The organism is Streptomyces sp. NPDC046881, assembly GCF_040645015.1.
Taxonomy (GTDB): domain Bacteria; phylum Actinomycetota; class Actinomycetes; order Streptomycetales; family Streptomycetaceae; genus Streptomyces.
This window is the reverse complement of sequence record NZ_JBEYXJ010000056.1, coordinates 1-21,259: the sequence shown is the minus strand read 5'-3', so window position 1 is coordinate 21,259 and position 21,259 is coordinate 1. Positions and strand designations below refer to the sequence as shown.

The 21,259-nt window shown below is 72.7% G+C and carries 17 protein-coding genes and 1 pseudogene; 5 read left to right on the top strand and 13 right to left on the bottom strand.

The annotated features are described in order from the left end of the window. Window positions 1-97: 97 nt before the first annotated feature. The 4 genes from ABZ923_RS24675 to ABZ923_RS24660 all read right to left on the bottom strand — a co-directional run bounded on the left by ABZ923_RS24675 (window position 98) and on the right by ABZ923_RS24660 (window position 4,801). Window positions 98-1,609 (bottom strand): glycoside hydrolase family 3 protein, encoded by a 1,512-nt coding sequence (locus ABZ923_RS24675; RefSeq protein ID WP_361475476.1) that lies wholly within the window; start codon window positions 1,607-1,609, stop codon window positions 98-100. Window positions 1,610-1,616: 7 nt separating this feature from the next. After that, window positions 1,617-2,447 carry a carbohydrate ABC transporter permease gene (locus ABZ923_RS24670; RefSeq protein WP_361475474.1) on the bottom strand — a complete coding sequence of 277 codons (831 nt, stop codon included), beginning with the start codon at window positions 2,445-2,447 and terminating at the stop codon, window positions 1,617-1,619. Then, the gene (locus tag ABZ923_RS24665; RefSeq protein WP_361475472.1) at window positions 2,444-3,442 is read right to left on the bottom strand and encodes a sugar ABC transporter permease; all 999 of its coding nucleotides are present in this window, start codon (window positions 3,440-3,442) and stop codon (window positions 2,444-2,446) included. The genes ABZ923_RS24670 and ABZ923_RS24665 overlap by 4 nt, the downstream gene beginning before the upstream one ends. A 78-nt stretch (window positions 3,443-3,520) precedes the next feature. Then, window positions 3,521-4,801: an extracellular solute-binding protein gene (locus tag ABZ923_RS24660; RefSeq protein ID WP_361475470.1), complete on the bottom strand. Its 1,281-nt coding sequence runs from the start codon at window positions 4,799-4,801 to the stop codon at window positions 3,521-3,523. 302 nt (window positions 4,802-5,103) lie between these two features. Between ABZ923_RS24660 and ABZ923_RS24655 the strand changes: the two genes are divergently transcribed. After that, the gene (locus ABZ923_RS24655; protein ID WP_361475469.1) at window positions 5,104-5,922 is read left to right on the top strand and encodes a GntR family transcriptional regulator; all 819 of its coding nucleotides are present in this window, start codon (window positions 5,104-5,106) and stop codon (window positions 5,920-5,922) included. A 246-nt stretch (window positions 5,923-6,168) separates the two neighbouring features. Here ABZ923_RS24655 and ABZ923_RS24650 read toward each other — a convergent pair. The 3 genes and pseudogenes from ABZ923_RS24650 to ABZ923_RS24640 form a co-directional block, all read right to left on the bottom strand. Then, window positions 6,169-6,582 (bottom strand): annotated as a pseudogene (locus ABZ923_RS24650) (DUF6299 family protein); the annotation flags it as partial. Window positions 6,583-6,774: 192 nt separating this feature from the next. After that, window positions 6,775-7,173, bottom strand: coding sequence for a RidA family protein (locus tag ABZ923_RS24645; protein WP_361475467.1), 399 nt, complete (start codon window positions 7,171-7,173; stop codon window positions 6,775-6,777). After that, complete coding sequence (locus ABZ923_RS24640) at window positions 7,170-8,300, bottom strand: acyl-CoA dehydrogenase family protein (RefSeq protein WP_361475465.1); 1,131 nt, start codon at window positions 8,298-8,300, stop codon at window positions 7,170-7,172. The genes ABZ923_RS24645 and ABZ923_RS24640 overlap by 4 nt, the downstream gene beginning before the upstream one ends. Window positions 8,301-8,486: 186 nt before the next feature. On the opposite strand from ABZ923_RS24640, the gene ABZ923_RS24635 reads away from it, so the two are divergent. Both ABZ923_RS24635 and ABZ923_RS24630 read left to right on the top strand, forming a co-directional pair. Further along, window positions 8,487-10,079: an AMP-binding protein gene (locus ABZ923_RS24635; RefSeq protein WP_361475463.1), complete on the top strand. Its 1,593-nt coding sequence runs from the start codon at window positions 8,487-8,489 to the stop codon at window positions 10,077-10,079. Between the two features lie 15 nt (window positions 10,080-10,094). Then, window positions 10,095-10,907 carry a PaaX family transcriptional regulator C-terminal domain-containing protein gene (locus ABZ923_RS24630; protein WP_361475461.1) on the top strand — a complete coding sequence of 271 codons (813 nt, stop codon included), beginning with the start codon at window positions 10,095-10,097 and terminating at the stop codon, window positions 10,905-10,907. A 27-nt stretch (window positions 10,908-10,934) separates the two neighbouring features. Here ABZ923_RS24630 and ABZ923_RS24625 read toward each other — a convergent pair whose 3' ends face one another. Both ABZ923_RS24625 and ABZ923_RS24620 read right to left on the bottom strand, forming a co-directional pair. After that, window positions 10,935-13,202, bottom strand: coding sequence for a bifunctional salicylyl-CoA 5-hydroxylase/oxidoreductase (locus tag ABZ923_RS24625; RefSeq protein ID WP_361475516.1), 2,268 nt, complete (start codon window positions 13,200-13,202; stop codon window positions 10,935-10,937). Between the two features lie 7 nt (window positions 13,203-13,209). Further along, window positions 13,210-14,037 (bottom strand): enoyl-CoA hydratase family protein, encoded by an 828-nt coding sequence (locus ABZ923_RS24620; protein ID WP_361475459.1) that lies wholly within the window; start codon window positions 14,035-14,037, stop codon window positions 13,210-13,212. A 298-nt stretch (window positions 14,038-14,335) separates the two neighbouring features. On the opposite strand from ABZ923_RS24620, the gene ABZ923_RS24615 reads away from it, so the two are divergent. Then, window positions 14,336-14,788: an ATP-binding protein gene (locus ABZ923_RS24615; protein ID WP_361475457.1), complete on the top strand. Its 453-nt coding sequence runs from the start codon at window positions 14,336-14,338 to the stop codon at window positions 14,786-14,788. On the opposite strand, the gene ABZ923_RS24610 is transcribed toward ABZ923_RS24615, so the two are convergent. The 4 genes from ABZ923_RS24610 to ABZ923_RS24595 form a co-directional block, all read right to left on the bottom strand. After that, window positions 14,748-16,196: an amino acid permease gene (locus tag ABZ923_RS24610; RefSeq protein ID WP_361475455.1), complete on the bottom strand. Its 1,449-nt coding sequence runs from the start codon at window positions 16,194-16,196 to the stop codon at window positions 14,748-14,750. The two genes, ABZ923_RS24615 and ABZ923_RS24610, sit on opposite strands and share 41 nt — an antisense overlap. Window positions 16,197-16,306: 110 nt before the next feature. Further along, window positions 16,307-17,329 (bottom strand): ornithine carbamoyltransferase, encoded by a 1,023-nt coding sequence (gene argF / locus ABZ923_RS24605; RefSeq protein ID WP_361475453.1) that lies wholly within the window; start codon window positions 17,327-17,329, stop codon window positions 16,307-16,309. Window positions 17,330-17,403: 74 nt separating this feature from the next. Then, complete coding sequence (locus ABZ923_RS24600) at window positions 17,404-18,627, bottom strand: arginine deiminase (protein ID WP_361475451.1); 1,224 nt, start codon at window positions 18,625-18,627, stop codon at window positions 17,404-17,406. Window positions 18,628-18,792: 165 nt separating this feature from the next. Continuing rightward, window positions 18,793-20,154, bottom strand: coding sequence for a macro domain-containing protein (locus ABZ923_RS24595; RefSeq protein WP_361475449.1), 1,362 nt, complete (start codon window positions 20,152-20,154; stop codon window positions 18,793-18,795). A gap of 101 nt (window positions 20,155-20,255) precedes the next feature. On the opposite strand from ABZ923_RS24595, the gene ABZ923_RS24590 reads away from it, so the two are divergent. Beyond that, window positions 20,256-21,194: a macro domain-containing protein gene (locus ABZ923_RS24590; protein ID WP_361475447.1), complete on the top strand. Its 939-nt coding sequence runs from the start codon at window positions 20,256-20,258 to the stop codon at window positions 21,192-21,194. Window positions 21,195-21,259 lie beyond the last annotated feature (65 nt).

Here is a 21,259-nt window from a genome sequence, read left to right as displayed (position 1 = left end):
TCCTCTGGAACTGGAACACAGAGTGCGGTGGAGATCCGGGAAAAGAGCAAGAGCGAGCGGGCCGCCCGCTGCGGCGGGCGGCCGGTGAGCCGGTGAGTCAGCCCGCGACGACGGCTTCCGCAGCCGCCGCACCGCAGACCCGGGCGGCGCCGTAGGTGGCGATGTGCAGGGCGCCGCGCGGCGGGGCCTGCGGCAGGCCCATCTCGACCACGACGGTGTCGGGCCGGGCGGCGAGCAGGGTGTCGAGCGCGGAGCGCATCCAGTCGTGCCGGTGCTCGTCGCGGACCACGGCGACGATCCGGCGGCCCCCGGCCGCGGCGAGGACGGCCGCACCGGCACCCTCGCCGGTGAAGGAGCCGGAGGCGGTGCCGGGCAGCAGCCGCTCCAGCTCGGCGGCGACGCCCCACGGGGTCTGGTCGCCGACGGCGATGTTCGGGGCCGGGTTGAACTGGGCGACGTACACCGGTGCGGTGACCGGTGCGGCGGCGCCCGCGCGGGTCACGGTCAGCGCGCGGCGGGCCGCGACCAGGCCGATCTCCGGGTCGGCCGGGGTCCTCGCCGCGTCGCCGCGGGCCGCGACGGTCCAGGCGGCCAGGTCGCGGACCCGGGCCGCGGCGTCGGCGAGCCGCTCTTCGGGCAGTTCCCCGGAGCGCACGGCGGCCACGAGCGCGTCCCGCAGCTTCAGCACGGTGCCCTCGTCGCACAGTCCGCCGCCCACGCAGATGGCGTCGGCGCCGGCCGCGAGGGCGAGGACCACGCCGTGCTCCAGGCCGTAGGTGCCGGAGATGGCGCGCATCTCCATGCCGTCGGTGACGATCAGGCCCTGGTAGCCGAGTTCGCCGCGCAGCAGCTCGGTGAGGACGCGCCGGGACAGGGTGCCGGGGCGGTCCGGGTCGAGCGCCGGCACGAGGATGTGCGCGCTCATGACCGCCCGGGTGCCGGCGGCGATCGCCGCGCGGAACGGGGGCAGTTCGCGCGCGTACAGGGTGTCGGCGTCGACGTCGATGCGGGGGACGGCGTGGTGGGAGTCGACGTTGGTGTCGCCGTGGCCGGGGAAGTGCTTGGTGCAGGCGGCGACGCCGGTGGACTGCAGGCCCTCCACCCAAGCAGCGGTGTGCCGGGCCACCAGGTCGGGGCTCGCGCCGAAGGAGCGGACGCCGATGACGGGGTTGTCGGGGTTGGCGTTGACGTCGGCGGAGGGCGCCCAGTCGAAGGTGACGCCGCAGGCGGCCAGGCGCCGGCCCAGCTCGCGGGAGACGGCCCGGGTGAGACCGGGGTCGTCGACGGCGCCGAGGGCGTGGTTGCCGGGGAAGGAGGAGCCGGTGCGCACGTCGAGGCGGGTGACGTCGCCGCTCTCCTCGTCGATGGCGACCAGCAGGTCGTCACGCTCGGCACGCAGCTGCCCGGTGAGCGCGGTGACCTGCTCCTCGCTGACGACGTTGCGGCCGAACAGGGCGACGGAGGCGAGGCCCTCGCCGATGCGGCGGCGCACCCAGTCCGGGGCGGTGGTGCCGTCGAACCCCGGCTGCAGCACCGCGAGGGCGTCCCGGGCGAGGGTGTCGCCCGCGGCGGAGCCGCTGCCGGACGCGGTGGAGGCGATGGTGGTCATCGGGGCGTCATCCCTTCACGGCGCCGTCGGTGAGACCGCTGACAGCCTTGCGTTGCAGGAAGATGAAGAGGATCAGGATGGGCAGCGCGAACAGGGACGAGGCGGCCATGGTGGCGCCCCAGTCGTCGCCGAAGGCGGTCTGGAACTGGGACAGCCACAGCGGCAGGGTCTGCTTCTCGATGTCCTTGTTGAGGATCAGGACGAGCGGGAACTCGTTCCAGGCGGTGACGAAGCCGAACAGCGAGGTCGCCATCAGACCGGGCGCGAGCAGCGGGAAGATCACCTTGATGAAGGCCTGGGTGCGGGTGCAGCCGTCGATCATCGCCGACTCCTCCAGCTCCTTGGGCACGGCGGCGACGTAGCCGCGCAGCGTGAGGAGGGTCAGCGGGAGCACCATCACCGTGTAGAAGACGGTGAGCGGGACGAGGCTGTTGAGCATGTCGTTGTCCCGGACGATCATGTAGATGGCGATGATCATGACCTCCCAGGGGGCCATCTGCGCCAGCATGAACGTCACGATGAGGCCGCGCCGGCCCTTGAACCGCATCCGCGCGAGGGCGAAGGCGGCGAACAGGGCGATGACGAGCGAGAAGACGACCGACAGGATCGTGACGGTGACGGAGTTGACGACCAGGGTCCAGAAGTGGTCGGCGTCGACGGCCTTCTCGAAGTGGTCGAGGGTGGCGTTCGTCGGGAACCACACCGGGTCGTCGGCGATGATGTCGCCGGTCGGCTTGAAGGCCGTGGCGAACATCCAGTACACGGGGAACACGAAGCCGACGAAGAGGACGACGGCGGTCGCGTTGGGCCAGAAGCGGCCGAAGAGCGAGCGCTTCACAGCTCGTCCTCCTCTTGCTTGAGCACCATGCGCAGGTAGTACGAGGTGATGACGAGCAGGACCAGGATGGTCAGGAAGGAGATGGCGGCGCCGACTCCGAAGTGCTGGTTGCCGACGCCCTCGACGTAGGCGTAGATCGGCAGGGTCTCGGTGAGGTGGTCGGGGCCGCCCTCGTTCATCGCGAAGATCTGCGGGAACGCCTTGAAGATCCAGATGACTTCGAGGAAGGTCGTGGCGTACAGGAAGGGCCGCAGGAAGGGCAGGGTCACCGAGGTGAAGCCCTTCCAGGCTCCGGCGCCGTCCAGGGAGGCGGCCTCGTACAGTTCCCTGGGGATCGTGGTGGTGGCCGCGTAGAGGTTGATCGCCACGAAGGGTATGGACTGCCAGACCAGGAGCAGGGTGATCACGGCGAAGGTGGAGAACTGGGTCTGCAGCCAGTTGTGGTCGGCCATCGAGTGCCAGCCGAGCTTGTCCAGCACCCAGTTGACGACGCCGAAGCGCTGGGCGAACAGCCACTGGTAGACGGTGGTGGCCGCGATGACCGGCATGGCCCAGGCGAGGACGAGGCCCACCATGAGCAGCAGCCGCATCTTCGCGCCGAGCCGGGCCAGCAGCAGGCCGACCAGGGTGCCGATCACCATGATCAGTGCGACGTTGACGGCGGTGAAGACGACGGAGCGCTCGACGACGTGCCAGAAGTCGCCGCCGCTCAGCACCTCCCGGTAGTTGTCGACGCCGTTCCACTCGGTGAGGTGCTGGATGAGCTGGCGCGGATTGAGGTTCTGGAACGACAGCATGCCGTTCTTCACCAGGGGCCAGCCGAGCAGCACCACGGTGGCCAGCAGCGCGGGCAGCAGGAGCAGGTAGGGGGCGGTGGCGCGGCGCCGGGACGGGGCGCCGGCGGCGCGGCTGTCACCGCGCGGCGGGGCCGGCACCCGGGCCTTGCGGACAGCGGGCTTGCCGGCCGTGTCCGTGCCTTCGGTCTGCACTGACATGAGTTGCCATCTCTTCCGTGGCCGTACGGACGACACAGGTGAGCCGGGGGCGCGCGCACGGCGCCCCCGGCGCGGTCATCAGTTCTGCTGGGCCAGGCGCTTGTTGATCTCGCCCTCGACCTGCTTGGCGGCGTCCGCCGGGGACTTACCGTTCAGCACGGCCGTCATGTAGGACTTGATCGGGTTCGGGTTGTTCTCCACCGCGCCCCACTCGGGGATCAGCGGGGTGGTGCCACCGACGGCGGCGCCGGGGGCGGCGGCCTCGGCGACGGCGTTGCCCTTGAGGTTGGACTCCAGGGACTGCTTGTTCGGGATGACGCCGTTGAGCTTGGCCAGTTCGCCCTCGTACTGGTCGGACAGGGCGATCTTCAGGAACTCCTTGGCCAGGGCCTGCTTCTTGCTGCCCTCGGCGACGGCGAGGTTGGAGCCGCCGAGGAAGACGCCCTCGGGCTTGCCGGCGGTCTCACCGGGGATGGTGAAGTAGCCGAGGTCCTTCTCGATGGCCTTGTTGGCCTGGACGGCCGTACCGGCTTCCCAGCCCATGCCGATGAACGCGCCGGTCTTGCCCTTGGCGAAGACCTCGGCCTGCTGCGGGGTGGCCTCGTCCTTGTCCTTGGGCGCCTTGGAGTAGGAGGCGTACTTCTTGTAGATCTCCATGGCCTTGGCGACCTTGGGGTCACCGAGGTTGGAGACGTACGTGTCGCCGTCCTTCTTCACCAGGTCGGCGCCCTGGCCGATGGTCAGGCCGTCGAAGAAGTACCAGTTCTGGCCGGGCAGGTAGATCGGCTCGGCGTCGGTCTTCTTGTCGATGGCCTCCAGGTCCTTGATGAACTCGTCCCGGGTCTTCGGGGTGTCCTTGATGCCGGCCTGCGCCCAGATCTTCTTGTTGTAGATGACGACGCGGTTGGCGAAGTACCAGGGGGCCGCGTACTGCTTGCCGTCGTAGACGGAGGACTGCGAGACCGACGGCGTCCAGTCGGCGCCTATCTCCTTCTTCAGGTCGCTCAGGTCGGCGAGGCCGCCGGTGGCCGCGTAGGCCGGGGTCTGGGTGTTGCCGACCTCCAGCACGTCCGGCGGGGTGGACTCGGACAGGGCGGTGGTGATCTTCTGCTGGATCCCGTCCCACTTCTGCGTCTCGAACTTCAGCTTGGCGCCGGTCTTCTTCTCGAACGCGGCCGTGACGTCCTTGACCCACTGGTCCGGCGTGGAGCCGTCCATCGCCCAGACCGTCAGGGTCTGGCCCTTGAAGCTGTCCGGTCCCGCGTTCTTGCCGCTGTCGTCGCCGTCGTCCCCGCCGCACGCCGACACGGAGACCATCATGCCCGCGATCACGATCGCGGCCGCAAGCTTGCGCTTCACGCCACCCTCCTCAGGGATGCCACTAACCCCCCACGCCCTCGGCGGTGACCTGCGTACGACGCTGTTGCACGTAGGGCTCGGGACCTGGCCACTAATGGTGTAGACCAGTACGGTGGAGCTTGGCCTAGACCTTTTGGAGTGTCAAGGGTGGTTCGGGAAGCCGGTCGCGGCCGTTACGAGAAAGTCACCGGAGGGCGCCCGTCCGCATTCCGTCCCATTCGCCCGGAGCGTTCATTTGGACTAGACCATAGGGCAGTTGGTCGCTATAACGGGAGCCCATCGACACAGCCGGGAAGGCAGGCATGACCACCGACGTCAGCAGCGCCCAGCCGCACAGGGGGGCGTCCGGCCGCACCGCGCGCGTGCCGAAGTACTACCGGATCAAGCAGCAACTGCTCAGCATGGCCGAGGCGCTGCAGCCCGGCTCGGCCATGCCCGCGGAACGCCTGCTCGCCGTCCGGTTCGACACCTCGCGGACCACCGTCCGGCAGGCGCTCCAGGAGCTCGTCGGCGAGGGCCGGCTCGACCGGATCCAGGGCAAGGGCACCTTCGTCGCCCAGCCCAAGCTGTACCGCACGCTCCAGCTCACCTCGCACACCGAGGACATGCGCGCCCAGGGCCTCACCCCGGCCTCGCAGATGCTGGACATCGGGGAGGTGCCCGCGGACGAGAAGCTGGCCGGCCTGCTCGGCATCGGGATCGGCGAGAAGGTGCTGCGCATCGAGCGGCTGCGGCTGGCCAGCGGCGACCCGATGGCGATCGAGACGACCCACCTGTCCGTACGGCGCTTCCCCGGCCTGCGCCGGTCCCTGGCCACGTACCCCTCGCTCTACACGGCGCTCGCCGAGGTGTACGGCGTCCATCTCGCCGAGGCCGACGAGACCATCGAGACCTCCTTGTCGACCCCGCGCGAGGCGCAGTTGCTCGCCACCGACGTGGGGCTGCCGATGCTGCTGCTGTCCCGGCACTCGCGGGACGCCCACGGCTCGCCCGTGGAGTGGGTGCGCTCGGTGTACCGGGGGTCCCGCTACAAGTTCGTGGCCGCCCTGCGCCGGCCGGACGCCCCGGTGGTCCGGCGGAGGACGGCCCTGCCGGACCGGGACGGAACCGGCCGCGCCTGAGGCGGGGGACGCGGGCGCGGCCGGCGGTGTCAGCGCACGCGGGGCCGTCGCCGACTACTTGCCCTGTGCCCTGGCCGGCTTGCCCGACGCCTTGACCGACGGCTTGCCCTGAGCCTTCGCGGCCCGCTCGGCCGGGGCCTTGCCCGACGCCTTCGCGGACTTGCCCGACGCCTTCGCCGGCTTGCCCTGCGCCTTCGCCGGCTTGCCCGACGCCTTGGCCGACGACGGGGACGTGCCGGGCAGAACGAGTTCGATGTCCCGGTGCGACACCGCGTGGAAGGACGGCAGCAGCAGGACGCCGGAGGGGCGCAGCTCCGTCAGGGTGGCCTCCACCTGCGCCGCCCCCGCCTTCAGCACCTCCGGCGAGGCCGTGCCGGAGTGCTCCCACCGGTGGTCGGCGCCGTCGCACCGGGCGACGCTGCCGCCGATGCCGTGCCGGAGGCCGGGGTCGTCCTGGCTGACCGACGAGCTGACGAGCACCGGCCCGGTGCCGGCGGTGCAGCGGTAGGTGCCGGACAGCGTCACCGTGCCGTCGGACGCCAGCCGGCCGACGGGGTCGACGGTGATCAGCTCCGAGGGGCCGGCGGCGGCCGGGCCGACGGCGGCGCACAGCAGCGCGGCGGCGCCGACGGCCGTGGCGAGGGCGGGTCGTAGGGGCATGGGGTACCTCCCGGTTCCTGGAGATCGAGGTGTCCACTCGTACCGGGCGGCCGGGCCGCCGGACGTGACCGTCACCCCATCGGTGGCGCGTCACCGGGCCGTCCGGCCCGGTCACACGGGAACACCCCCGGGGCGCCGGCGGAACCGGGGGCCGTCGTACGGACGGGGCCGGCGCGATCCGGGCGGCAGGCCCTAAGGCAGTACGGCGAACCCGTCCAGCTCCACCAGCGCCCGCTCGTCCCACAGCCGTACGACCTGCACGACGGCCATCGCGGGGTAGTCACGGCCCGCCGCGTCCCGCCAGATCCGGCCGAGCCGGGCGGCGTGGGCGCGGTACGCGGCGACGTCGGTGGCGTAGACGGTGACCCGGGCGAGGTCGGCGGGGGTGCCGCCGGCCGCGCGCAGCGCGGCGAGGAGGTTGCCGAGGGCCTTCTCGAACTGCTCGGGCAGCGTCTCGCCGGTGATCCTGCCGTCGCCGTCGAGGGCGGTCTGGCCCGCGAGGAACACCACGCGGGAGCCGGCCGCGACGACGGCGTGCGAGAAGCCCGTGGGCGGGGCCAGCCCGGGCGGGTTGACGCGCTCGGTCGTCACCGGTCCTCCTCGGGTGCGGCGGCGTACAACTCCTTGGCGATGATGCCTCGTTGCACCTCGCTGGCGCCCTCGTAGATGCGGGGCGCGCGCACCTCGCGGTAGAGGTGTTCCAGGAGGTGGCCGCGGCGCAGGGCACGGGCGCCGTGCAGCTGGACGGCGGTGTCGACGACGTACTGCGCGGTCTCGGTGGCGAGCAGCTTGGCCATCGCGGCGCGCCGGGGGACGTCGGCGGCTCCCGCGTCGTACGCCGCCGCGGCCGCGTACACCATCAGCCGGGCCGCCTCGGTGCGCAGGGCCATCTCGGCGACCTGGTGGGAGACGGCCTGAAGGTCCATCAGCCTGCCGTGGAACGCCTCGCGCCGGCGGGTGTGGCCGACGGTGGCGTCCAGCGCGGCCTGCGCCATGCCGACCGCGAAGGCGCCGACACTGGGGCGGAAGAGGTTGAGGGTGCCCATGGCGACGGCGAAACCGCGGTCGGGTGCGCCGAGCACGTCGGCGGCGGTGACGGGCACGGCGTCGAAGTCCAGGGCGCCGATGGGGTGCGGCGAGATCATCTCCAGGGCGCTGCCGGTGAGTCCGGGCCGGTCGGCCGGGACCAGGAAGGCGGTCACCCCGCGCGCGCCGGCGCCCGGTGTGGTGCGGGCGAAGACGGTGTAGAAGTCGGCCTCGGGGGCGTTGGAGATCCAGCACTTGGCGCCGGTGAGCCGCCAGCCGTCGCCGTCCGGGTCGGCCGCGAGGGCCAGCGCCGCCGCGTCCGATCCGGCGCCGGGCTCGCTCAGCGCGAAGGCGGCGACCGCGCTGCCGTCGGCGACCCGGGGCAGCCAGCGTGCGCGCTGGTCCGGGGTGCCGTGGGCGTGCACCGGGTGGGCGCCCAGGCCCTGCAGGGCGAGCGCGGTCTCGGCCTCGGTGCAGGCCTGGGCGAGGGACTCCCGCATCAGGCACAGGTCCAGCGCGCCGGCGGCGAACAGCCGCGCGAGCAGGCCCAGTCGGCCGAGTTCGGCGAGGAGCGGCCGGTTGACGCGGCCGGGAGCGCCCCGGTCGGCGAGCGGGCGCAGCCGCCGGGCGGCCAGCTCGCGCAGCTCGGCACACCAGGCGGTCTGCTCGGGTCCGAGCGAGAATGCGGACACGGCCGGTCCTCCCTCCGGGGTCACGTGCCGGGGCGGGTCCGCGCCCCCCGCCGCACCCCGCCTCCTGACGTTATCGCGTGCAGTTGACTGCCGTCACCAACACGATACGCTCAAGGCGCGAGCCCACCAGGTAGCCCGTTCGGACATCTGTCCCGGACATCTGTCACGGCAAGGGGGCGGACCGCCATGCATCTCTCGGCCCACGTGGACACGTTCGCGCGCGACCATCTGCCCCCGCCGCACGAGTGGCCCGAGCTGCGGTTCGACCTGCCGGAACTGCGCTACCCCGATCGGCTGAACTGCGCCGCGGAGCTCCTGGACCACGCCGACCCGGCCCGCCCGGTGTTCCGCACCCCGGACGGCGCCGTCTGGACCTACGGCGAGCTGCGCGCGCGGGTCGACCGGATCGCGCACCTGCTCACCGGCTCCCTGGGCGTGGTCCCGGGCAACCGGGTGCTGCTGCGCGGCCCCACCACGCCCTGGCTCGCCGCCTGCTGGCTGGCGGTGCTGAAGGCGGGCGCGGTCGCGGTCACCGTGCTGGCCCAGCAGCGCCCGCACGAGCTGGCGACCCTGTGCGGGATCGCCCGGGTGGGTCATGCGCTGTGCGACATCCGGGTGGTGGACGACCTGGCGAAGGCCTCGGTGCCCGGGCTGTGCATCACGACGTACGGCGGTGACACACCCGACGACCTGCTGCGCCGCCCGGCGCCCGCGGGCCCCTACCCGGCGGTGGACACCGCGGCCGACGACGTCGCCCTGATCGCGTTCACCTCCGGCACGACGGGTCGCCCGAAAGGGTGCATGCACTTCCACCGCGATGTGCTGGCGACAGCCGACACCTTCTCGCGGCATGTGTTGCGCCCCCATGAGGACGATGTCTTCGCCGGCAGTCCCCCGCTGGGCTTCACCTTCGGTCTCGGCGGGCTGGTGATCTTCCCCCTGCGGGCCGGGGCGAGCGCCCTGCTGCTGGAGCACGCGGGCCCGCGCCAGCTGCTGCCCGCGATCGCCGAGCACCGCGTCTCGGTCCTCTTCACCGCGCCGACCGCCTACCGCGCCATGCTGGAGGAGGTGGACCGGCACGACCTGACGTCCCTCAGGCGCTGCGTCTCGGCCGGCGAGAACCTGCCCGCGGCCACCTGGCGGGCCTGGCACGATCGCACGGGCCTGCGCATCATCAACGGCATCGGGGCCACCGAGCTGCTGCACATCTTCCTCTCCGCCGCCGACGAGCGGATCCGGCCCGGCAGCACGGGCGTGCCGGTGCCGGGCTGGCAGGCGCGCGTCCAGGACGCCGACGGCGAGCCGGTGCCCGACGGCGAGCCCGGGCTGCTGGCCGTGCGCGGCCCGGTCGGCTGCCGCTACCTCGCCGACCCGCGGCAGCGGGAGTACGTCCGGGGCGGCTGGAACATCACCGGCGACACCTACATACGCGAGGCCGACGGCTACTTCCGCTATGTGGCCCGCGCCGACGACATGATCATCTCGGCCGGGTACAACATCGCCGGACCGGAGGTGGAGGAGGCGCTGATGCGTCATCCGGACGTGGCCGAGACGGCGGTCGTCGGCCGTCCCGACGCGGCCCGCGGCCAGGTGGTGGTGGCCTACACGGTGCTGCGCGCGGGCGCCCGGCGCGACCCGGAGGCGCTGCGCGCCTTCCTCACCGCCGAGCTGGCACCGTACAAATGCCCGCGCGCGTTCGTCTTCCTCGACGCGCTGCCCCGCACGGCCACCGGCAAACTCCAGCGGTTCCTGCTGCGCACCGAAGGTGACCAGCAGTGATGCCGACGACCTAAAATGATCAACGTGTCCGAGCAGCACGCCCCCAGGTCCCTCATCGTCACGCTCTACGGCGCGTACGGCCGCTTCATGCCCGGCCCGGTGCCCGTCGCCGAGCTGATCCGGCTCCTGGCCGCCGTCGGCGTGGACGCGCCGTCCGTGCGTTCCTCGGTGTCCCGGCTCAAACGGCGCGGGCTGCTGCGGCCCGCCCGCACGGAGTCCGGCGCCGCCGGGTACGAACTCTCCGAAGAGGCCCGCCAGTTGCTGGACGACGGCGACCGGCGCATCTACGCGGGCGCGCCCGTCGCGGACGAGGGCTGGGTGCTCGCGGTGTTCTCGGTCCCGGAGTCGGAGCGGCAGAAGCGGCATGTGCTGCGCTCCCGGCTGGCCGGCCTGGGCTTCGGTACGGCGGCCCCGGGGGTGTGGATCGCCCCGGCCCGTCTGTACGAGGAGACCGAGCACACCCTGCGCCGGCTGCGCCTGGATCCGTACGTGGACTTCTTCCGCGGCGAGCACCTGGGGTTCGCGGCCACGGCCGAGGCGGTGGCCCGCTGGTGGGACCTGGCGGCGATCGCCAAGGAGCACGAGCGCTTCCTGGACGCGCACGCGCCGGTCCTGCACGCCTGGGAGGAGCGAGCCGACACCCCGCCCGAGGAGGCGTACCACGACTACCTCCTCGCCCTCGACTCCTGGCGCCACCTGCCCTACAGCGACCCGGGCCTGCCCACCCGCCTCCTCCCGGCCGACTGGCCCGGGGTCCGCTCGGCGGAGGTCTTCCGCGGCCTGCACGAACGGCTGCGGGACGCGGGGGCCGTGTTCGCGGGGGTGTGAGGCGGGCCCCGAGCCCGGCGCGGTGCCTCAGCCGCCGAGCGACAGGCGCGGTTTCGGGGCGTCCGTGCGGCCGGTCTGCGGGCGCCTGCTGCCGGCCCGGTAGGGGGCGGGCCAGACGGCGCCGGGGCCCTCGTAGCCCTGCTCGACCGCCGCGTGCAGGGTCCAGTGCGGGTCGTACAGGTGCGGCCGGGCCAGCGCGCACAGGTCCGTACGGCCCGCCAGGATCAGCGAGTTGACGTCGTCCCAGGAGGAGATCGCGCCAACCGCGATCACCGGGATGCGGACCTCGTGCCGGATCCGGTCGGCGAACGGCGTCTGGTACGACCGCCCGAACTCCGGCCGCTCCTCAGCCACCACCTGCCCGGTGGACACGTCGACGGCGTCGGCGCCGTGCGCGGCGAAGGCGCGCGCGATCTCGACGGCGTCCTCGGCACTCGTCCCGCCCTCGGCCCAGTCGGTGGCCGATATCCGGACGGTCATCGGCCGCTCGGCCGGCCACACCCCCCGTACGGCGTCGAAGACCTCCAGCGGGAACCGCAGCCGCCGCTCCAGCGAGCCGCCGTAGGCGTCGGTGCGCCGGTTGGTGAGCGGGGAGAGGAAGCCGGAGAGCAGATAGCCGTGGGCGCAGTGCAGTTCGAGCAGGTCGAAGCCGGCCCGCGCGGCCCGCCAGGCCGCGGCGGCGAACTGCTCGCGCAGGTCGGTGAGCTGGGCGCGGGACAGCTCGCGCGGGATCTGGCCGCCCGGCCGGTACGGCAGCGGGGAGGCGGCGACGAGGGGCCAGTTGCCGGTGGGCAGCGGCTCGTCCATGCCCTCCCACATCACCTTCGTGGAGCCCTTGCGGCCGGAGTGGCCGAGCTGGACGCCGATCGCGGTGCCCGGGGACTGGCGGTGCACGAAGTCGGTGACCCGGCGCCACGCCTCGGCCTGCCGGCCGGTGTAGAGGCCGGCGCAGCCGGGGGTGATCCGGCCCTCCGCGCTGACGCACACCATCTCGGTCATCACCAGTCCGGCCCCGCCGAGGGCGCGGGCCCCCAGGTGGACGAGGTGGAAGTCGCCGGGGACGCCGTCGGTGGCGGAGTACATGTCCATCGGTGAGACGACGACCCGGTTGCGCAGGGTCAGGCCGCGCAGCCGGAACGGCGTGAACATCGGCGGTGTGCCGGGCGGGCAGCCGAACTCGCGCTCCACGGACTCGGTGAAGCGGGAGTCGCGCAGCCGCAGGTTGCCGTGGGTGACCCGGCGGCTGCGGGTGAGCAGGTTGAAGGCGAACTGGCGGGGCCGCTGGCCGAGGTACAGGGGCAGGTTCTCGAACCACTCCAGGCTGGCCCGGGCGGCCCGCTGGGTGGAGGCGACCACGGGCTTGCGCTCCTCCTCGTAGGCCGCGAGGGCCCGCTCCAGGGGGTCCTGTTCCGCGAGGCAGGCGGCCAGCGCGAGGGCGTCCTCCACGGCGAGCTTGGTGCCGGAGCCGATGGAGAAGTGGGCGGTGTGCGCGGCGTCGCCCAGCAGCACGACGTTGCCGTGCGACCAGCGGTCGTTGACGACCGTACGGAAGGTGGTCCAGGCGGACGTGCCGGAGCGCAGGGGGCGTCCGCGGAGCGCGTCGGCGAAGATCTTGGCGCAGCGCGCCACCGACTCCTGCGCGTCGAGTTCGTCGAGGCCGGCCGCCCGCCAGACCTCCTCGCGCATCTCGACGATGACAGTGGAGGCGTCCGCCGCGTAGGGGTAGCCGTGCAGTTGCATCACGCCGTGCTCGGTCTCGGCGATCTCGAAGCGGAAGGCGTCGAAGGCGAAGTCGGCGGCGAGCCAGATGTAGCGGCAACGGTGTGCGGCCACCCGGGGGCGGAACACGGCGGAGCAGGTGTCGCGGGTGCTGCTGTGGACACCGTCGGCGGCGATGACGAGGTCGTGGTCCGCCGCGAGCCGGTCGACGGGCGGCGCCTCGGTGGAGAACCGCAGCTCCACGCCCAGTGAGCGGCAGCGTTCGTGCAGGATGGCCAGGAGCCGGTGCCGGCCCAGCGCGGCGAAGCCGTGGCCGCCGGAGCGGTGGCGTGTGCCCCGGTGCACTATGTCGATGTCGTCCCAGCGGACGAAGTCCTGCCGCAGCGCCTCGTAGACGACCGGGTCGGCGTGTTCTATGCCGCCGAGGGTCTCGTCGGAGAGGACCACCCCGAAGCCGAAGGTCTCGTCGGGGGCGTTGCGTTCCCAGACGGTGACGTGGCGGGCCGGGTCGAGGCGCTTCAGCAGGGCGGCGGCGTAGAGCCCGCCGGGGCCTCCGCCGATGATCGCCACACGCACCGGCACCTCACCTCCCCCGCCACTTCGGCGGGCGCTTCTCCGTGAAGGCCGCGTGGAACTCCGCGTAGTCCTCGCCGTTCATCAGCAGGGCCTGGGTGGAGGCGTCGAGTTCGACCGAGGCGGCCAGCGGCATGTCCAGCTCGGCGGTCAGCAACGCCTTCGTCTGGGCGTACGCCAGGGCGGGGCCGTCGGCCAGCCGGCGGGCCAGCGCGGCGGCGGCCTCGTCGGCCCGGCCCTCCTCCGTGAGCTCGCTGATCAGGCCGATGCGCTCGGCCTCGGGGGCCCGGACCGGGTCGCCGAGCATGAGGAGCCGGGTGGCGTGGCCGAGACCGACGACCCGGGGCAGCAGGTAGGCCGCGCCCATGTCGCCGCCGGACAGGCCGACCCGGGTGAAGAGGAAGGCGAACCGGGCCGAGGGGTCCGCGACGCGGAAGTCGGCCGCCAGGGCGAGGACGGCCCCGGCGCCCGCCGCCACGCCGTGCACCGCGGCGATCACCGGGAACGGGCACTCCCGGATCGCCCGGACGACCTGGCCGGTCATCCGGTTGAAGTCGAGCAGCTGCGCCGTGTCCATGGCCAGCGTGGCGCCGATGATCTCGTCCACGTCACCGCCGGAGCAGAAGCCGCGGCCCTCGCCGGCCAGGACCAGGGCGCGCACCGAGCGCTCCCGGGACAGCTCGGCGAGCAGGTCGCGCAGGTCGGCGTAGGCGCCGAAGGTGAGGGCGTTGAGTTTCGCGGGCCGGGCGAGGGTGACGGTGGCCACCCCGTCGGTGATCCGGACCCGCAGGTGCGTCCAGTCGGCGGTGCGGGCGGCGGAGCCGGTGAAGGGACTCATGACGTGCGGCCTCCTAGCGCGGCGGTGCCGTACGTTGCTCTGTCCCACGAAGTTATCACTTGTTTGTGACTGTCGTCACGTGGGCGCGACACACGCCGTTCCGACCGGCTGTTTTCGGTCACGTCGGTCACCGGTTGTCGACAGCGGCGTAACAGTGGGCCCCGGCGGGCGAGACCGGCCGCCCGCCTGGGTAAGCCGCCCGGTACCGGGGCCGGGAGGTTCCGGGCGAAGCCCCCCGACCGTCCGCGGTGGCCGGGCCCGTACCATTCCTACAGTCGAAAGCAGGACAGCCTGCTCCATGAACGGACTCGCCTTGCACGAACGCCCTGCCGAATCGGCCTCCTGGCGCATCGCGCTGCCGCACACCGCCGCGGCGGTGCCGGTGGCGCGTGCTCTGGTGCGCTCGGCTCTCACCGAGGTGGAGCACGTGGCCGACTGCGACACGGCGGAACTGCTCACGGCCGAACTGGTGGCCAACGCGGTGGAGCACACCGCCGGGCGCGGGCCGATCGAGCTGGTGGTGGAGTTGCAGCCGACCGGCTGCCAGGTCGAGGTGCACGACCCGGACCCGGCGCCGCCGGGCCAGCTGACCCGGCCCGTGCTGGAGGAGCCCGACGTCTGGCAGGAGGGCGGGCGCGGGCTGCTGCTGATCCGCGCCCTCAGCTCGTCCTGCGGGCACCGCCCCACCGCGTCGGGCAAGGCGGTGTGGTTCAGACTGCCTGTGGTTCCCGCTCAGCGCCGGCCGGTGTGACCTCGGCGGCCGGCGGCCGGGCCAGCGTGGAGTGCCGGCGGCCGTAGGCGCCGTAGACCAGCAGGCCCACCGCGAGGAACACGGCGAACTGGAGCCAGGTCCGCCAGCCGGTCTCGTACATCAGGTACAGGCAGAAGCCGACGCCGAGCAGCGGGGCCACCGGGTACAGCGGCACCCGGAAGCTGCGGGCGAGGCCCGGTTCGCGGCGGCGCAGGGCGATCACCGTGATGTTGACGACGGCCATGACGGCCAGCGTGCCGATGGTGCACAGGTTCATCACGGCGTCGAGGGAGGCGAAGGCCGCGGGGACGGCGAAGACGACCGCGACGATCAGCGTGCCGGCGACCGGGGTGGAGGTCCGCGGGGAGACCTTCTCGAAGACGCGCGGGATCAGGCCGTCCCGGGACATCGACATCAGGATGCGGGTCTGGCCGTACATCACGGCGAGGACCACGGAGGCGATGGCGACGACCGCGCCGAAGGCGACGACCCCGCCGCCGAGGGCGGAACCGGTGACCTCGTTGACGACGTAGGAGAGCGCGGCGGGGCGGCCGGCGACCTGGTCGCCGCCGATGGCGCCGATCGCGGCGAAGGCGACCGCGCAGTACAGCAGGGTGACCAGGCCCATGCAGACGAGGATCGCGACGGGGACGTCCCGGCGCGGGTTCTTCGCCTCCTCGCCGGCGGTGGTGATCGCGTCGAAGCCGATGTAGGAGAAGAACGCGGCGGTGGTGCCGGCGCCGATGCCGCCGAGGCCGGCCGGGGAGAACGGGGTGAGGTTGCCGTCCTTGAAGGCGCTGTAGCCGACGGCGCAGAAGGCGAGCAGGATGGCGAGCTTCACGGCGGCCATGGCGGCCGTGGCCCGGGCGCTCTCGCGCACCCCGCGCACCAGCAGCACGGAGGCCAGGGCGATGACGATCACGGCGGGGAGGTTGACGATGCCGCCGTCGCCGGGGCCGGCGGAGAGCGCCGCCGGCAGCTGGAGGCCGGTGAGGCTGTGCAGCAGCTCGTTGACGTACTGGCTCCAGCCGACCGCGACGGCCGAGATGGAGATGCCGTACTCCAGCAGCAGGCACCAGCCGACGAGGAAGGCGGTGGACTCGCCGAGGCCCGCGTAGGCGAAGGAGTACGAGGAGCCGGAGACCGGGATCGCGCCGCCCAGCTCGGCGAAGGAGAGGGCGGTGAAGACGCAGGTGATCGCGGCCAGCACGAAGGAGACGACGACGGCCGGGCCGGCCTGGGCGACGGAGTCGGAGAGGCCGACGAAGATGCCGGTGCCGACGATGGCGCCGACGCCGAAGCAGATGAGCTGGAAGAGGCCCATGGTGCGCTTCAGGCCGTGTCCCTCGCGGTCGGCTCCGGATTCGGCGACGAGCAGGTGCGGGGACTTGATGCGGGGAGCGGGCATGCGGGTGGTGCTCGTTTCTGGTGGTGCGGGCGCCCGTCGTAGGGGCGCGGCGACGGCAGCGGAAGGGGTGGTTCCGGGCCGCCGGTCAGGATAAGGCCTGGTGAGGCGGGTCAGGCAAGGCTTTCCCGGGCGAGTGTGGCCACCAGCACCGCCTTGATGGTGTGCAGCCGGTTCTCGGCCTCGTCGAAGACGACCGAGTGGGCGGACTCGAAGACCTCGTCCGTCACCTCCAGCGATGCCAGGCCGTGGGCCTCGTGGATCTGCTGTCCCACGGCGGTGCCGAGGTCGTGGAAGGCCGGCAGGCAGTGCAGGAACTTCACGTCCGGGTTGCCGGTGGCGCGCAGGACGTCCATGGTCACGGCGTACGGGGCCAGGGCCGCGATCCGCTCGCTCCAGACCTCCTTGGGTTCGCCCATGGAGACCCAGACGTCGGTGGCGACGAAGTCGGCGCCCAGGACGCCCTCGGCGACGTCCTCGGTGAGGGTGACGCGGGCGCCGCTGGCGGCGGCCAGCTCGCGGGCGCGGTCGACGATCTCCTGGGCGGGCCAGTAGCTCTTCGGGGCGACGATCCGTACGTCCATGCCGAGCAGGGCGCCGGTGACCAGGTAGGAGTTGCCCATGTTGAAGCGGGCGTCCCCGAGGTAGGCGAAGGCGATCTTCCGCAGCGGCTTGGCGCTGTGCTCGGTCATGGTGAGCACGTCGGCGAGCATCTGGGTGGGGTGCCAGTCGTCGGTGAGGCCGTTGTAGACGGGCACACCGGCGTACGCGGCCAGCTCCTCGACCTTGGCCTGGCTGTCGCCCCGGTACTCGATCGCGTCGTACATCCGGCCCAGCACGCGGGCGGTGTCCTTCACGGACTCCTTGTGCCCGATCTGCGAGCCGACCGGGTCGAGGTAGGTGGTGTGGGCGCCCTGGTCGGCCGCGGCGACCTCGAACGCGCAGCGGGTGCGCGTCGAGGTCTTCTCGAAGATCAGCGCGATGTTGCGGCCCCGCAGGTACCGGGTCTCGGCCCCGGCCTTCTTGGCGGCCTTCAGCTCGGCGGCCAGCTCGACCAGGCCGCGGAACTCCTCCTCGGTGAAGTCCAGCTCCTTGAGGAAGTGGCGGCCGGCGAGGGCGGTCGGGACTGTCGCCATGTCGGGGCGCTCCAGAGGTGTGGACTACGAGGGACAGTGGAAGTCTATACGATCCTTCACATTTATATGCGATCTTATACGGGGTCCCGCTCCACGGGGCAGCTCATGCACCGCGGGCCGCCCCGGCCCCGGCCGAGCTCGCTGCCCGGGATCTCGATCACCTCGATGCCCTGCTTGCGCAAGTGCGTGTTGGTGGTGGAGTTCCGCTCGTAGGCGACGACGACCCCGGGCTCGACGGCGAGGACGTTGCAGCCGTCGTCCCACTGCTCGCGTTCGGCCGCGTGCACGTCCTGCGTGGCGGTCAGCACCCGGATCTCGCCCAGGCCGAGGGCGGCGGCGATCGCCCGGTGCATGTGCTCCGGCGGGTGGTCGGTGACCTTCAGCTCGCGTTCGCCGTCGCCCGCCTCGATGGTGTACGAGCGGAGCATGCCCAGGCCGGCGTACTGGGTGAAGGTGTCGCCGTCGACCATGGTCATCACCGTGTCCAGGTGCATGAAGGCGCGCCGCTTGGGCATGTCCAGCGCGACGATCGTGCGCGCCGAGCCGGCCGCGAACAGCTTGTGCGCCAGCATCTCCACGGCCTGCGGGGTGGTGCGCTCGCTCATGCCGATCAGGACGGCACCGTTGCCGATCACCAGGACGTCACCGCCCTCGATGGTGGAGGGGTAGTCCGCCTGCCCCCGCGACCACACGTGGAACGTTTCGTCACGGAACAGCGGGTGGTGGCGGTAGATCGCCTCGAAGTGGACGGTCTCCCGCTGCCGGGCGGGCCATCTCATGGCGTTGATGGAGACGCCGTCGTAGATCCACGCCGAGGTGTCCCGGGTGAACAGGTGGTTGGGCAGCGGGCGCAGCAGGAAGTCGTCCAGCTCCATGGCGTGGAAGCGGACCGAGATCGGCTCCGCGTGGGCCGCCAGGAACTCCCGCTTGGTCATCCCGCCGACCAGGGCCTCGGCCAGCTCGCCCGGGGTCATCCGGTCGAAGGCGGCGCGCAGGTGGTCGGTGGCGAGGGGGCCGTACTCCTTCTCGTCGAAGACCCGGTCCAGGACGAGCGCGCGGGCCTCGGGCAGCGCCAGGGTCTCGGCGAGCAGGTCCCCGAAGAGGTGGACCTCGACCCCGCGGTCGCGCAGTACGTCGGCGAACCCGTCGTGCTCGGCGCGCGCCCGGCGCACCCAGAGCACGTCGTCGAAGAGCAGGGCGTCCTTGTTGCTGGGGGTGAGCCTTTTGAGCTCCAGATCCGGCCGGTGCAGGATGACGCGGCGCAGCCGCCCGGCCTCGGAGTCGACATGGAATCCCATGCCTCCATCCTGACCACCGGGGCCCCGCTTCACCCGCCGCTCGGCGGTTTCCGTACCCGCCGGTTTCCGCCCCGGCGACGGCGGGTGCGGCCCGGAAGCGTTCCGGAAGCGGACGGTGGCTGTCGGCGGAAGCGGGTGCGGCGCTTTGCTGGGGGTGTGAACAGGTCAGTCCGGGCCGGTCGGCGGCAGTGCCGGGCCCCGCTCGTCCGCACCGCGCAGGAACGCCTCCACCGCCGAGAGGTCGGTCCGCTCCAGCTCCTCGTCCCGGACGACGATCCGCAGCTCGGGGCAGACGGCCGGGTCCTGGCGCAGGCTGTCGGTGAAGGTCTCGACGATCAGCGTCAGCAGCTGGGTGTGGTCGAGTTCGACGAGGCGGGACAGGCCGGCACCGATCAGCGGTACCGCCACCGGTTTGAACAGGCCGTGCAGGGCGACCGACGGCCACAGGCGTTCCAGGCTCAGCCGCAGGTCGGCCGGGGCGGAGCGGGCGCGCAGGTCGTTGCCCAGCCGGGAGTAGGCGAGGGCGAAGACCCGGCGTTTGCCGACCGGGACCGGCACGGCGGTGCCGACCGGGTAGCGGGTGCGCCGGCCGCGCGGCTTGGCCCGGACGCTCTCGGTGGCCAGCGGGGTGACCTCCCTCAGCCCGCGGCGCAGGTGCTCGTCCAGCAGCCGGTGCCGGCCCTCGAAGAGGCGGTCGACCAGCTGGCCCTGCACGCTCTCCCGGCTGATGACGATGTCGTCGGTGGAGGTGTCGAAGGTGTCGGAGAACCCCACGACCAGGTTGGCGTCCTCCTGGTCGAACAGGTCGCCGCGCACCACGACGACGTCCACCCGCAGCCCGCGCAGGGTGTGGCGCAGCAGTTCGTCGCCGTGCCGCTCGCGCAGCCGGGCGTTGAGACGGGCGAGGACGGCGGCGGCCTCGGGGTCCTCCGGCCGTTCCCGGGCGGTCTGTTCGGCCACCGGCAGGGCGAGGTCGTAGCGGCCCAGTGCGGTGTGACCGGCGATGAGCTCGCGCAGCGCGGTCTCCCTGAGCTGGGTCAGCCGCAGCGCCGGTGCGCGCGCGAACTCCTCGTCCCACACCTCGGCCAGCGGCCGGCCGCGCCACAGCCGCAGGGCGTCCGTGAGCAGCCGGACGGCCGGGGCCGGTGTCGCGCGCAGCGCGTCGCCCACCAGGCGCGTGAACTCGGCGCTGTCCAGCTCGTCGTCGGACAGGTCGAGCCGGTAGGTGCTCTCGGCGCCGCGCGCGGTCGGCAGCCGGTCGGTGCGCACGATCCGGGCGCCGTGTCCCGGGCCCGCCCGGTCGAACGCGCGCCGCAGTTCCAGGATGCGTTTTTGCACCTCGTTGCGGTTGCGCAGGTCCTGGTGCGGCAGTTCCACGGTCGGCTGCCAGACGTCCGCGTACAGCCGGCGCGCGGTGACGGCCTCGCCGTCGGCGGCGACCAGCCGGGCCAGCAGCCGGGCGGTCAGCGGGGTGAGGCGTACGGCGGCACCGTTCACCTCCAGCCGGACGGGGCCCAGCACGCTCACCCGTATGCACGGTGCACGGGTCTCCACGCGCCTCGCCCCCTCCGCCGCGTGACGTCCCGTCGACAGTGCCGTCAGCGTAGCAAGACGCCCTGGAGGGAAGCATGCGATTGACCGGTCCGCGCCCCTCGCCGCGGCCCGCGCGGCTGCGTCCCCTGCGGTCCCGGCGGGGGCGGCGGGTGTTCGCGGGCAGTGTGCTGGCGGCCTTCGGCGGGGTGTCGGCCGTCGTGCAGTTCGCCGGCCAGCTGTTCCCGGACGTCGTCTCCCGGCCCGGACCGGTGCTGGCCGGCTCCGTGACCCTGTGCCTGGCCTGGGGGCTGGCCCGGGCCCGCCCGCAGACCGCCGTGCGGCAGGAGTTCACCCGCCCCGGGATGACGGTGGTGGTGGAGGAGGGCGATCTCTTCGATCGGCCCGGGCAGCTGGTGGTGGGGTTCACCGACACCTTCGACACCGTCGTGGACGACGGTGCCGTCATCAACGACGGCAGTGTGCAGGGGCAGTTGCTCGCCCGCCGCTACGCGGGGGACGCCCGCCGGCTGGACGCGGAGCTGGCCGCCGCGCTGGCCGGGGTGACTCCGGTGGCCCGGGAGAGCGTGCGGGACAAGCCGCGGGGCAAGCGGGCCCGGTACCCGGTCGGCACGGTCGCCGTCCTCGGCACCCGGCCCGACCTGGTCTTCGCCGTGGCCTACAGCCGGATGGGCAACGACTGCGTGGCCTCCTCCGGGGTGCAGGACCTGTGGCTCGGCCTGGACCGGCTGTGGGACGCCGTCCACCGGCACGGCCAGCTGGAACGCCTCACCATGCCGTTGACCGGCGCGGGCCTGGCCCGGCTGCACGACATGGACGAGGACAGCCTGCTGCGGCTGATCCTGCTGTCCTTCGTCGTGCACTCGTGGGAGCGGAGGATCTGCCGCGAGCTGCACGTGGTGATCCGCCCCGGTGAGCTGGGGCGGATCGACCTGCCGGAGACCGGCGCGTTCCTGGCCGGCCTGGCGGCGGGCGCCCGGCGCCATAGGCCGTCCGCAAGGAACTGCGCGAGCTGAACGGCGAGAAGGAGGGCGAGGAGTCCGACGACTACCGTGCCCGCGTCGAGGCCGCCGACCTGCCG

What these genes read in the sequence shown, in the direction of transcription:
- ABZ923_RS24675 (WP_361475476.1), bottom strand. Translation starts at nt 1,609, where the DNA reads ATGACCACCATCGCCTCCACCGCGTCCGGCAGCGGCTCCGCCGCGGGC.
- ABZ923_RS24665 (WP_361475472.1), bottom strand. Translation starts at nt 3,442, where the DNA reads ATGTCAGTGCAGACCGAAGGCACGGACACGGCCGGCAAGCCCGCTGTC.
- ABZ923_RS24655 (WP_361475469.1), top strand. Translation starts at nt 5,104, where the DNA reads ATGACCACCGACGTCAGCAGCGCCCAGCCGCACAGGGGGGCGTCCGGC.
- ABZ923_RS24635 (WP_361475463.1), top strand. Translation starts at nt 8,487, where the DNA reads ATGCATCTCTCGGCCCACGTGGACACGTTCGCGCGCGACCATCTGCCC.
- ABZ923_RS24630 (WP_361475461.1), top strand. Translation starts at nt 10,095, where the DNA reads ATGATCAACGTGTCCGAGCAGCACGCCCCCAGGTCCCTCATCGTCACG.
- ABZ923_RS24620 (WP_361475459.1), bottom strand. Translation starts at nt 14,037, where the DNA reads ATGAGTCCCTTCACCGGCTCCGCCGCCCGCACCGCCGACTGGACGCAC.
- ABZ923_RS24615 (WP_361475457.1), top strand. Translation starts at nt 14,336, where the DNA reads ATGAACGGACTCGCCTTGCACGAACGCCCTGCCGAATCGGCCTCCTGG.
- ABZ923_RS24610 (WP_361475455.1), bottom strand. Translation starts at nt 16,196, where the DNA reads ATGCCCGCTCCCCGCATCAAGTCCCCGCACCTGCTCGTCGCCGAATCC.
- argF (WP_361475453.1), bottom strand. Translation starts at nt 17,329, where the DNA reads ATGGCGACAGTCCCGACCGCCCTCGCCGGCCGCCACTTCCTCAAGGAG.
- ABZ923_RS24600 (WP_361475451.1), bottom strand. Translation starts at nt 18,627, where the DNA reads ATGGGATTCCATGTCGACTCCGAGGCCGGGCGGCTGCGCCGCGTCATC.
- ABZ923_RS24590 (WP_361475447.1), top strand. Translation starts at nt 20,256, where the DNA reads ATGCGATTGACCGGTCCGCGCCCCTCGCCGCGGCCCGCGCGGCTGCGT.